The organism is Paenibacillus sp. FSL W7-1332, from assembly GCF_037969785.1.
In the GTDB taxonomy this organism is placed as follows: domain Bacteria; phylum Bacillota; class Bacilli; order Paenibacillales; family Paenibacillaceae; genus Paenibacillus_AQ.
In genome coordinates, this window is record NZ_CP150209.1 from 2,097,842 (window position 1) to 2,111,984 (window position 14,143).

Genomic DNA, 14,143 nt, shown 5'->3' on the forward strand with positions numbered 1-14,143 from the left:
ATTGATTCATAATGAGTACGTTGGAAGCACCGGGTTTGGATTTATCGGAAAGATTAAAATTACCTAAAAAATTCATTAAAGGAAGCTGAAAAGTGACCCAATTTATTCAAAAGACAAGGAGCGTTTGCTAAAATATTGATCGAAAATGGCCGTGCGCAGGCAGGCCATCATGATGTGTGAGAGGAGAACAGGTAAGGAGGAGTTCGGGGATGAACGATCATTCTGCGATGTGGCTGGAGGAGATTGCAGAAGGTTCGGCCACAGCGTTCCGGCGCTTCTATGATACCCATGCCCGCCTGGTTTACCGGCTGGCTTTGCAGATGACCAAGGATCCGGCCGAGGCGGAGGAACTATGCCAGGATATCTTCATGGAAGTGCTGCATAAGGCGGATCAGTATGATCCCGCACGTGGCAGCGTTGAGGCTTGGCTGGCCGTGAGAACACGGTGCAGGGCGATGGATCGGCTGCGCAAACGGCAGCGTATGGCTGAAGCCGAATGGACGGAAGAGGCTCTGCCGGAAACGGTATGGAGCGAAGGTCAGGAATCGGTAGAGTTGGCCGCCTTGCGCCGGGTGGAGCTGGAGCAGGTAAAGGAGGCGCTTCAGGGGATTCCGCCCCTTCAGAGGATGGCGGTTTACGGGAGTTATGTCGAGCAGCGCTCCCACCGGGAAATGGCGGAATTGTTAAACCGGCCTGTCGGAACCGTCAAATCTTTAATCCGGTACGGCATCCACAATGTCAGGCGGCGGCTGGATGCGATGAGCGGGAAGGAAGGGGGGAGCTCGCAGCATGAAACATTCAAGGCAAGACCATGAGTTTCTCGCTCAAGACAACGTTGACTGCTCGTTATACCCCGAGGAAAAGCTTGTTGATTACGTTATGAAGCGATTGCCGTACGCGGAGAGCATGAATATCGAGCGACATCTTAAAGAATGTGAGATATGTTCCGGCACAGCGGCGGAATGGGCGAAGCTAATGGGGGCTGTAGATCTCGTCATGCCTTCTTATCCTGTCGATGAACATGAGTCACAGCTGGATCGAGGCTGTGATCATGGAGAACCACTCGTCAGATCGACACAGCCGGCAGGCGCGGGAATGGCCATGGGTGAGTCAACGAATAAGAATAAATTCTCTGATGAACCTAGGCCTCAAAGCCGGGTGCGCAGCAGGCTCATGCGTGCGGCTTATATACGGTCAATCCAAGGCCGACTCCGAATCAAAAAGCACGTTGTCCTGCAGGCGTTGTCGGGAGCGCTGCTCATTCTGTTGATTGCGGGTTTATTCGTCATGAAGGGAAACGAGGGGCAGACTCATGCGGCCTTCGAACATGCGGTGAGCCAGCGCATTGCCGATATGCAAAGCGAGGATACCGAGCGGTATGTCATACAGCCGATTGAACCTTTCTACGGCAGCGGCTCAGTATGGTTGAAACGCGGCTCGGGAGAAATGCTGATCGTTGTCAATGGCCTGCATTCCTTGGAGGAGAAAGACTATCAGGTGTGGCTTCAGGATGAGGATCGGCTGTCGAGCGCGGGTTTTATGCTAGTACAGGGCCCGCAGGGAAAGAGTTATTATTACGGTTACGGAGCAGAGAAAGCGAAGCGGATTGTCGTCAGCATGGAGCCCAAAGGGGGAAGCCGGAGACCGACAGGGCCCGAAGCCGTCCTGGTGAATATGGGGCCTTGATGCCCAGATATACAGGTGAAATGCGTGATCTGATCCAGGGGAACACCTTGTCTAAAAACAGGGAGTAAATGGAAGGCGGTGAATACGGGATGTGGCGCGCGGATGCTTTGCTGGAATCCATGTATAACGAAGCAATGGGACGAACGAAAGACAGGCAGGTTTCCATGAGTGCTGAAGAGCGCAAGGGGCATTTGAAGCAGACGCTTCGGCAATTGATCGGCGAATTCGAAGCCAATGAAGGGCACAAACCTGTACTGCTTGAGCAGGAGCGGTGTGACGGATATATTCGGGAGAGGGTAGAGCTATCCGCCATACCGGGCGTGTCCTTTGCGGCATATGTATTAATTCCGGAAGGGGATCAGATGAAGCCGATGCCGGCAGCCGTCGCCGTTCATGGTCATGGCTATGGAAGCAGGGAAATTGTCGGGCTGAGGCAGGACGGATCAAGCGATCCCGATACATCTGGTATACATCGGCATTTTGCTGTCCAGTTGGTACGACGAGGCATGGTGGTGATCGCTCCGGATGTTGCCGGTTTCGGTGAGCGGCGCCTTGATGCGGATCTCGCGCGGAATCCGGATGCCCCGAACTCCTGCCACCGGCTGTCCACCGGGCTCATGATGCATGGCAAGACACTCGCCGGTCTCCGCGTAGCCGAGACGCTAAAGGCATTGGAGTATGTGGCCGAGCGTCCTGAGGTTCAGGCTGACCAAATCGGCATCATGGGTTTTTCGGGAGGCGGGCTAATCTCGTTTTTGAGCGCGGCGCTGGATGAACGAATACGGGCTGCCGTGCTTGCCGGGTACCCTAATACTTTCAAGGACAGCATTATGGCGATGCAGCACTGTGTATGCAATTACATCCCCGGCATCCTGAACCACGCCGAGCTGCCGGAATGGTTGGGACTGATCTGTCCCAGACCCTTGTTTCTGGAGTCTGGAACCTATGATCGGATATTTCCTGCTGCCGGCTTTGAAGCAGCAGCTCATGAGCTCAGGGAAATATATCGGCGCACCGGTGCGGAGGAGAGGCTTCGAACCGATCTGTTCCCCGGAGCACACGAAATTAGCGGCCGGTATTCGTACGACTGGTTGTTTGAACGGCTAAGCAGCCCGGACTTGTGAAGGCTATCTAGTTTACCTAGCCTCTGCTTATCAGTACTTCGTGTGACAGGCCTTGCGCGTATGGACCGCAAGATTCATTAGTACAGGTAAATTAAAGCAAAAAGTGACTCCCAAATCATCAGGAGTCACTTTTTTTATATGTTAGCATGGTTGCGGCTTTAGCGTATTTCGTTTACTTCAAGCCAGCCTGCCAATCTTGGAGCAGGAACTCAGCATCGGTATTCAATGCTGTTTTGGCTTGATCACTGACGTTACGCCCCATCGCCTCCTTGTTCAGGTGCTTGGTGAAATTCAGCATATGCTTGACGGCCTGATCCCGTCTTCCCTTATCCAGATGATGCTGTACCTGGTTAAGTGCGTTGGTCAGCTGAGGAATGATCGCTCCGCGTACATCCCCTGAATCCACGAATCGGGCGATTAATTGCTTCATGGAATGCACGCTCGTGATGACTTGGAACTGGATTGTTTTCTGAAGCTTGTTACCGGACCGATCTTCAGTCGTAACGGTTGCCGTTATGTCGCCCAAATTCCCTGCCAGATCGATGTCGATGGCATCCTTGGTCAATGGATCCAGCGTATAGGCTTTGCCGTTGATGGTTATTTCGGCAAATCGAATGGCGGAAGTGTCCATGATTTTGAAGCTGAGGACCATGTAATCCTCCAAAGCATCGCCATCTTCCAAGCTCTTTCCATTGGCGGTCAGAGAGAAGGAAGGAGAATCGGTAACCTCGATGGTGACTCCCTGCGAAACATTCCCGGACCGATCAACGGACCGGATGAAGAGCGAGTAATCCTTGCCCGTCTCGATTCCCTGTATCACCGCTGTTTGAATTCCCCGATTCACCTCGATGACGTCGCCGACCTGCTGTCCATCGCTCCGCAGCGTAATTTGCACTTTTTGAGCATCGATATCATAGGGACCATCCCAAGTCAGCGTGATGCTGCCCTCGCCGCGCTTCGCCTGAACATTCTCTACCTCCCCGGGAGCAATATGGTCCTCTTCTGGTATAGGAGGAGGTGGAGTCTCTGTAAATACGGCCGGATCGCCAAATGTGAATTTATCAAAATTATATAACCAGTCTCCGCCTTTAAAAGACAGGAATACAATATGTTTTCCCGTTACAGGGGCAGTAACATCCGTCGAGAAAACTTTGAAATTCTGCCAACCTCCGGTCCCTGAGACGGTGGCTGTTGCAATGACCGGACCGCCCAGACTGTCCAGTCTGACCTCGACCGTCCCGCCAGCCGTGGCGCTGGCTGCGTTGACATGGAATTGCGTAGGGCTTTCGCTGCCAAAATCGATATAGTTGTACATGGCATAAGGGTTATTCGGACCAAACATTCCGGCCAGGTAAGTTTCCCCGCCGCCGGTTTCTCTGCCGAAGCCTACCCCGTTCGTATAGTTTTCAGCTTCCAGCTTGCCGGAAGCATCCCTTGCTTTTCCTTTCATGGTGGTAAAGGTGAACCACTCCAGATTGAGAGGATAGTCGCTGCCGTTTGCTCCCTTGAAAACCAGGTATACGTCATGAACGCCTACAGCCAAGCTGTCATCGATATTCGCCATGATATCGACCCAGTTATCCCAGCTTCCCAGCGCTGGAATCTGAACGACACCTGCGGTAGGTCCATCCAGACTGTCCAATTTAACCTCGATCGTTCCGCCTTGATTGCCGCTCGCCACATGAACAGTGATACCAGCCGCGCCGGATCCAAAATCAATTCCTTCATAAGAGGCATAGGCATTGTGATGGATTCCGTCCAAATACCCGAATTCGGCATGCTTGCTAAGTCCTTCGCTGCTGTCATAATTTCCGGCCTTCAGTTTGGCATAGGCGTCAGTTTCCGTCGGATCCGTGGTCGTAAATTGAATCCAGTTTAAATTGAATAGATAATCGTCATTCGTCTTGGTGAAGACAAGATACAGATCATGGACGCCAGTAATGGTGCTTGGCGCTCCTTGGTCATCCTTAAGGAGGGTGACGGCATCGATATAACGATTCCAGTCGCCCGTTCCCTCTACGTTCAACGTCCCGACTTTGGGGCCGTCCTTGGAATCAAGCCGGATCTCGATGTTACCTCCGCCCGTTCCGCTGGACGCTCTGGCAATGAAGCCGATCGCGCCTTCTGATCCGAAATCCACATTTTTGTAAGCGGCATATGAGCCATGCTGGATTCCGCCTAATTGCAGCGAGCCTTCGAACGCACCTTCCAGAACGAATCCGGTCCCGATATTGTAGCGTTCCGCTTCGATTTTCTCGAAGGGGTTTTTAACGGCGTAACGAAGCTCCGCTTCCATTGGCTTGATCACGTTTAAAGCTTGAACGGCAGCGGCTGAGGACCAGGATTCATAGGTTCCGGACAGCAGTTGTCCCGCCCAGTTCCCATCCACGATATGATCCGAATTGCGGTGGCTCCAGGCCATCTCGACATTGAATGCAAGCCATTCGTCGAATTCAGCGCTGAATTCCGGGTATTGGCCGGTTTCATCCAGCGTCTTTTGCAGATGGGCCAGATTTCGCATCAGGATCGTTTTGCCGCCTTTCAGATCTCCGTTAGGTCCTTCGTAATTCAACACCCCGTTTGAATCCACCAGATGGTTTTTGGTGAATTTAGCAGCCTTGACCGCGTCATCGAGGTAAACGGCATTTCCGGTCGCTTTATACAATCCAACGGCCGACCCGATGTATGTACCCTGATTGTAGTGGGTAGCATCCGGAACCGCGCCATGCTCAATTTCGATCCGGTCGAACACTTTTCCGTTTCCGTCCGTCAGCATCGTTTTGCCCCATCTGAATATTTTGGTTGCCGCGTTCAGATAATGTTCATCTTCCGTAATATCATAAAGATAAAGTGCAGCTTGCGCCGCCGGGAAATTAATGCATGCATTTTTGGTATTATGCTCGCTGTTCAGCCACCAAATGCCGCCGCTTGCGAACTCTTCATCCCACTGCGTATCGTACACAAAATCAAAATGATCTCTCGCGGCCTCCAAATATCTTGGATTCCCGGTGATTTGATAGGCTCTGGCGCTTCCCATCGCCCACCACATAATATCGTCATTGAACGGATTATTCGTCCAATCTTGTCCGTACTTCGCAACGGTGCCGTCATAAACATCGTCGATCTGCGTTTTAAGCTCGGCTTTCAAGGCGGGATCGGATGTATGCTGATACGCATCCATGACCAATTCCCACAGCTCTGCTTCCACCCAGAAGTCCTGATGCTTTTCGCGTTTGGAGTCCTTCCAGAACATCTTGGCGTTTGGATCCCAGAATGTATCGTTAAATGCTCTCATCGCTGTATCCCCATCCGATGCGGTATAGGCGTAGGCCTTGGACGATCCGATGCCGGGCATGGAGCCGAGCATGAGCGCGATAGCCAGAGGCACTGCCAGAAATTTGAATAGTTGACCTGATCTGAGTGACATGAATGTTCCTCCTTTATTTTCAAATCGAAGCCGATCCATTCCATTCATGATCGGCTTCATGAGTTTAGCGATCCCGGTTACTACCTACTTGCCGGTCGTAATCACTTTATTGATTTTTTCGGCCATCACATCCAGTTCGGTGATCGGGGCTTTGCCCATCAGAATGTTTTTCCATGATGCTTCGATGAACGGGTACGCTTTGCCTGCCCATGTCGACAGGAAACGAACCGGCTGCGTATTCTGGGATTTCAGGATATGATCAAGGCCTTCGCCCACTTCAGGATGTCCGGCCGTTTTCAGCGCTTCGTAATAAGCAGCGGAAGAGGCTTGATAGGCTGCAGGAGCCACCGGAGTTGAAGGGAGGACTTCCTCGTACATTTTGGAATCCAGGTACTTGAGCACTTTCCAGACCGCTTCCGGATTTTGGAGCGTTGCCGGACTGGACCAGCCTACGGCGTCATAAATCTCGGTCTGGCTGTTTACGACCGGCATGGGAGCGTAGCCCCATTCCAATTCTTTCGGAGCCGTGCGGATCAAGTCATCGGCTACCCACTGCCCCTGCAGGGTCATCGGGACTTTACCTTGTTTGAATGAACTCATGGCATTGGTTAAGTCAAAGGTCGGGGGATTCATATGGCCATTTGCAATGGCTGACTTATATTTCTCGACGCCTTCCCTGAACGGGTCGCTGATTTCCACCTTCGTTGGATTGATGATGGCATCAGCGAAGGGAGCACCGCCGGCGGAAACCGAATAGAGAGAGACGTGGAAAGGGTCAAGGGGGGCGTAATAACCGAATTGCTGCACACCGCCCTGATTGCTCGAAAGTTTCTCCATCGCCGTGAAGAATTCATCGTAGGTCCAGCCGATTTTCGGTTCCGGAAGGCCTGCATCCTGGAATGATTTTTTATTGTAAAAAATGCCGTAGGTGTTCAAGAGGCCTGGCAATCCGACCAGTTTGCCTTCATAGTACCAGCTGTCTACCACGCCGTCGTAAAAGCCTTCCATGAACGCTTTGTCCTGTGCTGCAAGCTCCGTCCAGTCATAGAGAAGTCCTTTGCCGGCATTATCGAGCAGCATGTCGTTACCGGTCATGAAGATGTCAGGCGCTTTCTTCGCCGTGATCATTCCGTTAATCTTGACACCGTAATTGTCCAATGGAGTAGGGATGAGTTTCACTTTGATGTCGGGGTTTTCCTCTTCGAATTTTTTCATGGATGCCATGATTTTTTCGTTCATGGCCGCCGACTCCCAGGTAATCATCGTGACTTCGACGGGTTTCTTGGACCCGGTGTTATCTTCCCCGGATGGCGTGTTTCCGGGGCTCGCCGGACTTGAGCTTCCGCCGCTGTTGCCGCCGCAAGCGGCTAGCAGACTTGAAAATAGCAGTAAAGCGATGATTCCACTGGCCCACCTTCTAACACCCTGTCTCATTGAAAGACCTCCCCAATGGCAATTTAATGAACTAAACATCCCATGTTTTTTACTTCAGTCAATCCCGGTCGGCATCACCTCCCAAATGGTCGGAAGCTTTACTTTAAACCCGCGGAATTCATGGAGCCGAGCCCCTGCATAAAAAACTTCTGGCCAAAGAAGAAGAGCAGCAGCATCGGCAGGATATAAATTAAATCCGCGGCCATGAACAGATTCCAGGCTGTCGCATAGGTGCCCGTATAGGTGGCCATCGCCAGCGACAACGTCCACTTGCTTGGATCGATAATATAGAGCAGAGGTTCCAAATATTGATTCCATGCCCCTTGGAATGCAAAGATCACCATGGTCATGATGACCGGCATGGACATCGGCACCAATACCTTGAGCAGCACATAAAGGTCCGATGCTCCGTCGATTTTGGCAGCCTCGTCAAATGAAACGGAGATCGTTTTGATATACTGGACAAACAGGAACGAGAACGTGGCGTTTCCAAAAAAGGCGGGCACGATAATCGGCAGCCAGGAATCGTACCATCCAATGCTGGTGTACAGGTTAAACATAGGGATCATGCCTACAAATCCGGGAAGCATAAGGCTCCCTATAAAAAGCGAGAACCACAGTTTACGTCCTGGGAACTTGAGCCGTGCGAGCCCGTAGCCCACCAGTACCGAGCTTATAATCTGTCCGATTGTGCAGGTAATCGCGATAAACAGGGAGTTGCCAAACGTTTGCCAAAAGTTGATTTCTTTTGTTCCGGTTACAAAATTGGACCAATGAAATTCCCGCGGAAACCATTCGGGCGGAATTTTGAACACATCATTGTTGCTCTTCAGCGCAATGGTAACCATCCAGAAGAGGGGGAACAGCATCGCAATGGCGCCGATCGCCAATAAGATAAAACGAATGGCGTCTATCCAGTTCAACCGTACTCTTCGCTTTACGCGTATGTCCGCTGTATTCAAATTTCCTCGTTGTTTGGGCCGTACTTCCGCTTGCATCATTTCTTACCCCCTTATTTGTCGCTTTCGTAATATACGAACCGGTTGGAGTACCGGTAAGAAATCACGGTAAAAATCATGATGATGACAAACAGTACCCACACCTCCGCGATGGCATAACCAAACATTCTTCCATTGAAGGCGTCGGTATAGATTTTGTAATTCAGCAGGGAGGTGGAAAAGTTCGGGCCGCCTCCGGTCAGCACCTGAACCTGGTTAAACGCCTGGAATGCGCCGATGATGCCGAGTATAAGCTGCAGGAACAGGATCGGGGTGATCATGGGCAGCGTAATGTTTAACGACATCCGCCACCTGGAGGCGCCGTCGACTTCCGCCGCTTCATACATTTCCTGGGGAACCGACTGCAGACCGCTCAGAAAAATGATGACACTGGATCCGACCTGCCATAAACCGATTAACACGATGGATGGAAGCGCTGTCGTTTCGCTGGTCAACCAAGTGCCCGGCGGCAGTCCGAACTCTCTTAGCAGCGAATTCGCCAGACCGTATTGCGGCTCATAAATAAATTGCCACAACGTGAGCGTGGCGATGGAGGGAACGACAACGGGAAGATAAAAGATCGTGCGGAACCATTTGATGCCGGTCAAGTTTTTGTTCAGCATCATGGCCAATAACAAACCTAGGATTAGCGATAAAGGAACACTCAGGATCACGAAGTAAAACGTTGCCCGGATCGAAGGCCAAAAAGCAGGATCCTCGGTGAAGAGGTATCTAAAGTTCTCAAAGCCGACAAAACGTGGGGAATCGTACCCGCTCCATTCTGTCAAAGCGTAATACATGGACGACAACAGGGGATAGGCGACAAAAACGCTGAAGCCGATAATGGACGGTAAAATGAACAGATATCCGATGACCCAGCCGCGAAGCTTCCTATTGGTTCCCATGGTGATCTCGATGACCTCCTCCAATATCATTCGCTTTGACTCGAATGCCGCAGTAATCCATGATCAGCTCGCAAAACATCATGTTAGCCCAGGAAAACCATGGGCGGGTATAACGTGCAGGGTCGTCGACCAGAAATCCTTCATGCATCATGCCGGTGCCTGCATCGGTATCCGCCATCAGCCGAAGCAGCCGAAATTTCTCTTCCCGATCGGTAGTCGTCAAGCCTTGAATCGCCAGCGCAATCGGCCAGATATAACGATCAGGCGTATGGGGGCTTCCAACGCCCGCAGCGGCAGTGCCCTGATAATAGTACGGATTGGCGCGGCTCAGCACGAACCTGCGGGTATTTTGATAGACCGGGTCATCAGCGCTTGTATAGCCCAAATACGGAATGGACAAAAGGCTGGGAACGTTGGCATCATCCATCAGCAGATGGTTTCCCATCCCGTCCGTTTCATAGGCATAAATTTTTCCATATTCGGGGTGATCAACCACGCCGTACGACGCAATGCCATGACGGATCTCATCGGCTAGTTTCTCCGCCTCCGCTTCCAATTCGGAATCGCGCAGGACTTCACGGCAAATCTCCGCCAGATAACCAAGCACAACGACGGCGAACATATTGGACGGTATGAGGTATCCGTAGGCGCAGGCGTCGTCGCTTGGGCGGAATCCGGACCAGGTCATTCCCGTGTAAGCCACCTCAGCCCCTTTTCCGCCGCGAGGCAGCGTGTCGCTTGGAGGACAATCGAAGCGTTCGAAGTAATACGGCGATTTCGATTCATGATGCTGCTCGGTTCGCCAGATGTCCAGAATGACCCTGGCGGCTGCATGGAACGTTTGATCCAGATGCGAGGTCCTGCCGGTTTCTTTCCATAACAGGTAAGCAAGCTGGAGGGGATAGCATAACGAATCGATCTCATATTTGCGCTCCCATAGCCATGGATTCATGGCGGTGCGGTCGTGCTGGTGGCCTTGACCGGAAGGCGAATCATTGAATGCATTGGCGTATGGATCAAGCAGGATGAATTCTGTTTGCCTGCGTACGAGCCCCTCGATCAAATCGGCCAGATTGTCGTCTTGACCCGCCGGAACGAGGAAGGGGCGGATTTGCGCAGCCGAATCCCTCAGCCACATGGCCGGAATATCGCCGGTAATGACAAAGGTGGTACCATCGGGCTGTCGTTGAATGGTTGAACTTAGGGTATTGTCCAGCATGTTTCTAAACATATGTCCGAGCTTCGGATAAGCTGAGGTACCTTCGATGATCGTGCGGTTCAAATCATGTAATACAGAAAAATAGTCCAACGTATACATGGTAAGCTCTGCTCCCTTCCATTCTTCAGGGTTGTTAATCATTTTGTAGGTCGTTATATAAAACGCTTACATTCAATATAATTACATACCAATTTAATGTCAATATATTATTTTAATTAAAATTATGGCTGTTATATTATATGGATGCAATGAATATCTTGTCGGTCATGCTGCCGGTTCTTAATTGTATATTTGCCAAAAGTCAACTTCCCTCGTTTTGATGTAGACATGCCGGATATTGAATGATTGATTTGAGGCAAAAGCATGAATTTATATTAGAAACATCCCGTGGCGGAAAAAGCAATTCATGGGGCGTTATGGCCTTATTTATAACATGATATATTAGTATGTATTGAAGGGGGTGACTCTTTGTCGCTGTTGTTCGCTGCTTGGTTGAGGAATCGGCAAACGTTTTTGCGAATCACTTTCCCGCGTACAGGCACTTCTGGGCCGTTGCCTACATACAATGAGAAGACCGAGAGACCGAGCGCGATAAGGGCCGGTTGCATTGTAACTTCGCAGGAGGTGTCCCAAAGTGCCTGGATTGTTTACCGCAATTGCTTTGTTCATAAAAGAGTTGACCCTGCTCGTTTCGTACGTGAAAAACAACGCGTTTCCCCAGCCTCTGACCGAGGAAGAGGAAGCTAAACATCTGCAGCGAATGGCCGAAGGCGATCCTCAGTCGCGGAATAAACTGATTGAGCATAATCTTCGGCTGGTCGCACACATCGTCAAAAAGTTTGATAACACCGGCGAGGATTTGGAAGATTTGATTTCCATCGGGACGATAGGACTCATCAAGGCGATTGAAAGCTTCAGGCCGAATAAAGGCACGAAGCTGGCGACATTTGCTGCCCGTTGCATAGAAAATGAAATACTGATGCATTTGCGTTCACTCAAGAAAACCCGCAAGGACGTATCCCTCCATGATCCGATCGGAACGGACAAAGAGGGGAACGAGATTACACTGATCGATATCCTCGGGACAGAAGCGGATGATATCGTGGACGCCGTGCAGTTAAAGATTGAGAAGAGTAAGATCTATCGGAACCTCGATATATTGGACGACCGGGAGAAGGAAGTTGTTATTGGTCGTTTTGGGCTGGAAGCGGGTGGAGAAGAACGGACGCAGCGGGAGATCGCCAAAGAACTCGGCATATCGCGCAGCTATGTGTCACGGATTGAGAAGCGGGCATTGATGAAGCTGTATCATGAGTTTTACAAGCAGAAGCGGTAGGAAGAAGCGGCGTGTTAACCGCTGATGACCGAAACGGGAAGTGGCTTTAGCTTGTTTTCGGGACTGAGATAACCCAATCTCATACTCACTGCCAAGAGGCTTCTTTCATGGGGGTCAGATGATTATTCTGTATGTGAGCTGAGGATTTGCTGGTTATCGTTTGAAATTATCATGAGCGGAACGTGGATAAAACATCAAGCGAGCGGCAGCCTGTGAGGCGCCGCTCGCTTGATTTATGTAGGGCTCAGTTTACCTGTCCTGCTGAGTGTACGCAGCCCAAAGTGCACATGCCGCTCGGATATGCGCTGCTGCCATTGCAGCACGCGGCGAATGGCTATCGGAGCGATCATGCTGCCGATCATCCCGAACAGATCGGATTGAAGCGCTTTTTGAGCGATGATGAACCCGCAAGAACCGCCGATAAATTCAATGGACATGTAGCGCTTTACACTCGATAACGTGACAACATAAATCACGAATTCATCCTGCTTCTTGTTGGACATGATGTCCTCCCCCACTCCTTCACGTCTATGTATTTGCCGACAACGGTTTTCTGTCTTCTGAGAAAGTGCGCTGACCGACGGTTTTTATATGCCATATTATGTATTTTTATAGGCCGTTATGCTTCCGATGTGGAAGATACAAGCCCTGTTACGACAAAAACCAACCGTCTTGTCCAAAGAACGACGGTTGGTTTTTAGGTTGGAGCTACTCGGGTTTCTGTTGTCCCGGATCCGCTTGAATGCTCTCGTCTTCACCGGGATACTCCCGCTCGATTCCCATGTGCAGGTTGCGATCCTCATAATCAAACCGATTAGGAGGACGTTGATCCTTCCGCCATGGACTGCTTTTACCAAGCGTTTCGGTCCGCAGGCTGGATCCGTAAGGACCCTCCGGGAATTCCTCCGCGGTTAAATCGTTTCGCTGGGACTCCACGGTAGATAGATCCGTAAATTTATCCCGTTCCTCTTTCTCAAATCCGTTCATACCTGAAACCTCCCGAAAAGGTACTTAACCTACCATTTCAGTGTTTCCCTGTACAGGTGGAATCATTCCGTTATGTGGCCTGGATCCTCTACTACAGTCCTGCAGCACCGAATACGCTATCGAAGGCTCGCCGTGATTTAGCAACCAATTCTTCAGGGGTCCCGGTCGGCGTGGAAGGCGTCAATATTTCTTGTGTCACCGGGCCTGCATAGCCGATATAATTCAGAGCCTGAAGGAACCCAGGCAGATTTATTACGCCTTCACCGGGATAAAGCCGGTCGTTATCAAGCACATCTCCCACGGGTATGTTCTTGGCATCGTTAATATGGACATGAACGATTTGTTCAGCGCGCAGCTGCCGGATATCCGCGACCGTCATCTCATTGGTGTACCAGTGATATGCATCATACAGCAGCCCGACATTCGGCTCCCCGATGGCATCAATCCAATCCAAAGTTTCTTGTACCGTCCAGATGAACGGGTTCTTCCATTGGGTGCGCAGATGATGCGGTCCTACGAACTCCAAGGCCAATCGAATTCCGTATGCCCCCAAAATGTTGGCACATGCCCGCAGTCTGGTGGTGGCCAGCGCCATGAAATGAGCAGCGGGTGCATCGGTGGAAGGAAGAATGTATGTACAGCACCGTGTGCAGCCGAGAGCCTTGGCGGCTGCTGCAGCTGCTGGGAGTTTCTCGAGGCCGCTTAGGAACTGCTCGTCCGTTCCTCTCCATTCTACGGGAAGGCCGATGGCCCCGATCTCCAGTTGCCGGGATTTCAACATATCGGCTGCCGCCTCCACGCCAAGGCGGTCTACAAGACCTTTGGCATCGATATCGATGCATTGGAAATCGTATTTGGCCGCGAGTTCGATAAACTGTAAATCGCTTTCAAGTTTTCCGAGTCCTGCGCTTGTTAAACCTTGCAGCATATTCATCGTCTCCATTCGCTATTAGATGTCGTGTTGCTAGAGGCGGGTCTTCGTTTATATCAACCCATTGGTTTCATAGTTTCTATTATGATATGTTCC

At 51.0% G+C, this 14,143-nt stretch carries 12 protein-coding genes; 4 read left to right on the forward strand and 8 right to left on the reverse strand.

All coding sequences use genetic code 11. The features are described from left to right. Positions 1–209: 209 nt before the first annotated feature. The 3 genes from MKX98_RS09100 to MKX98_RS09110 all read left to right on the forward strand — a co-directional run bounded on the left by MKX98_RS09100 (position 210) and on the right by MKX98_RS09110 (position 2,810). Positions 210–815: a sigma-70 family RNA polymerase sigma factor gene (locus MKX98_RS09100; RefSeq protein ID WP_339222700.1), complete on the forward strand. Its 606-nt coding sequence runs from the start codon at positions 210–212 to the stop codon at positions 813–815. After that, positions 790–1,686 carry an anti-sigma factor gene (locus MKX98_RS09105; protein WP_339222702.1) on the forward strand — a complete coding sequence of 299 codons (897 nt, stop codon included), beginning with the start codon at positions 790–792 and terminating at the stop codon, positions 1,684–1,686. Before MKX98_RS09100 ends, MKX98_RS09105 begins: the two co-directional genes overlap by 26 nt. 89 nt (positions 1,687–1,775) lie before the next feature. After that, positions 1,776–2,810, forward strand: a complete 1,035-nt coding sequence (locus tag MKX98_RS09110; protein WP_339224375.1) for an alpha/beta hydrolase family protein — start codon at positions 1,776–1,778, stop codon at positions 2,808–2,810. Positions 2,811–2,982: 172 nt separating this feature from the next. On the opposite strand, the gene MKX98_RS09115 is transcribed toward MKX98_RS09110, so the two are convergent. The 5 genes from MKX98_RS09115 to MKX98_RS09135 all read right to left on the reverse strand — a co-directional run bounded on the left by MKX98_RS09115 (position 2,983) and on the right by MKX98_RS09135 (position 10,892). Further along, positions 2,983–6,237, reverse strand: coding sequence for a carbohydrate-binding protein (locus MKX98_RS09115; protein WP_339222704.1), 3,255 nt, complete (start codon positions 6,235–6,237; stop codon positions 2,983–2,985). Positions 6,238–6,321: 84 nt separating this feature from the next. Then, positions 6,322–7,671 (reverse strand): sugar ABC transporter substrate-binding protein, encoded by a 1,350-nt coding sequence (locus MKX98_RS09120; RefSeq protein WP_339222706.1) that lies wholly within the window; start codon positions 7,669–7,671, stop codon positions 6,322–6,324. A 98-nt stretch (positions 7,672–7,769) separates the two neighbouring features. After that, complete coding sequence (locus tag MKX98_RS09125) at positions 7,770–8,672, reverse strand: carbohydrate ABC transporter permease (RefSeq protein ID WP_339222708.1); 903 nt, start codon at positions 8,670–8,672, stop codon at positions 7,770–7,772. 11 nt (positions 8,673–8,683) lie between these two features. Next, complete coding sequence (locus tag MKX98_RS09130) at positions 8,684–9,574, reverse strand: sugar ABC transporter permease (RefSeq protein ID WP_071222856.1); 891 nt, start codon at positions 9,572–9,574, stop codon at positions 8,684–8,686. Then, a complete protein-coding gene (locus MKX98_RS09135; protein WP_339224377.1) occupies positions 9,561–10,892 on the reverse strand; it encodes a glycoside hydrolase family 125 protein in 1,332 nt (443 codons plus the stop codon). The genes MKX98_RS09130 and MKX98_RS09135 overlap by 14 nt, the downstream gene beginning before the upstream one ends. 535 nt (positions 10,893–11,427) lie before the next feature. Between MKX98_RS09135 and sigK the strand changes: the two genes are divergently transcribed. Then, the gene (sigK, locus tag MKX98_RS09140; protein ID WP_006208952.1) at positions 11,428–12,129 is read left to right on the forward strand and encodes an RNA polymerase sporulation sigma factor SigK; all 702 of its coding nucleotides are present in this window, start codon (positions 11,428–11,430) and stop codon (positions 12,127–12,129) included. Between the two features lie 233 nt (positions 12,130–12,362). Here sigK and MKX98_RS09145 read toward each other — a convergent pair whose 3' ends face one another. The 3 genes from MKX98_RS09145 to MKX98_RS09155 all read right to left on the reverse strand — a co-directional run bounded on the left by MKX98_RS09145 (position 12,363) and on the right by MKX98_RS09155 (position 14,044). Next, a complete protein-coding gene (locus MKX98_RS09145; protein ID WP_339222711.1) occupies positions 12,363–12,632 on the reverse strand; it encodes a hypothetical protein in 270 nt (89 codons plus the stop codon). Positions 12,633–12,837: 205 nt separating this feature from the next. Beyond that, positions 12,838–13,116 carry a hypothetical protein gene (locus tag MKX98_RS09150; protein ID WP_220686078.1) on the reverse strand — a complete coding sequence of 93 codons (279 nt, stop codon included), beginning with the start codon at positions 13,114–13,116 and terminating at the stop codon, positions 12,838–12,840. Between the two features lie 91 nt (positions 13,117–13,207). Further along, positions 13,208–14,044: a sugar phosphate isomerase/epimerase family protein gene (locus tag MKX98_RS09155; protein ID WP_194545102.1), complete on the reverse strand. Its 837-nt coding sequence runs from the start codon at positions 14,042–14,044 to the stop codon at positions 13,208–13,210. Positions 14,045–14,143: the final 99 nt, after the last annotated feature.

What these genes read in the sequence shown, in the direction of transcription:
- MKX98_RS09100 (WP_339222700.1), top strand. Translation starts at nt 210, where the DNA reads ATGAACGATCATTCTGCGATGTGGCTGGAGGAGATTGCAGAAGGTTCG.
- MKX98_RS09105 (WP_339222702.1), top strand. Translation starts at nt 790, where the DNA reads ATGAAACATTCAAGGCAAGACCATGAGTTTCTCGCTCAAGACAACGTT.
- MKX98_RS09110 (WP_339224375.1), top strand. Translation starts at nt 1,776, where the DNA reads ATGTGGCGCGCGGATGCTTTGCTGGAATCCATGTATAACGAAGCAATG.
- MKX98_RS09115 (WP_339222704.1), bottom strand. Translation starts at nt 6,237, where the DNA reads ATGTCACTCAGATCAGGTCAACTATTCAAATTTCTGGCAGTGCCTCTG.
- MKX98_RS09120 (WP_339222706.1), bottom strand. Translation starts at nt 7,671, where the DNA reads ATGAGACAGGGTGTTAGAAGGTGGGCCAGTGGAATCATCGCTTTACTG.
- MKX98_RS09125 (WP_339222708.1), bottom strand. Translation starts at nt 8,672, where the DNA reads ATGATGCAAGCGGAAGTACGGCCCAAACAACGAGGAAATTTGAATACA.
- MKX98_RS09130 (WP_071222856.1), bottom strand. Translation starts at nt 9,574, where the DNA reads ATGGGAACCAATAGGAAGCTTCGCGGCTGGGTCATCGGATATCTGTTC.
- MKX98_RS09135 (WP_339224377.1), bottom strand. Translation starts at nt 10,892, where the DNA reads ATGTATACGTTGGACTATTTTTCTGTATTACATGATTTGAACCGCACG.
- MKX98_RS09145 (WP_339222711.1), bottom strand. Translation starts at nt 12,632, where the DNA reads ATGTCCAACAAGAAGCAGGATGAATTCGTGATTTATGTTGTCACGTTA.
- MKX98_RS09150 (WP_220686078.1), bottom strand. Translation starts at nt 13,116, where the DNA reads ATGAACGGATTTGAGAAAGAGGAACGGGATAAATTTACGGATCTATCT.
- MKX98_RS09155 (WP_194545102.1), bottom strand. Translation starts at nt 14,044, where the DNA reads ATGCTGCAAGGTTTAACAAGCGCAGGACTCGGAAAACTTGAAAGCGAT.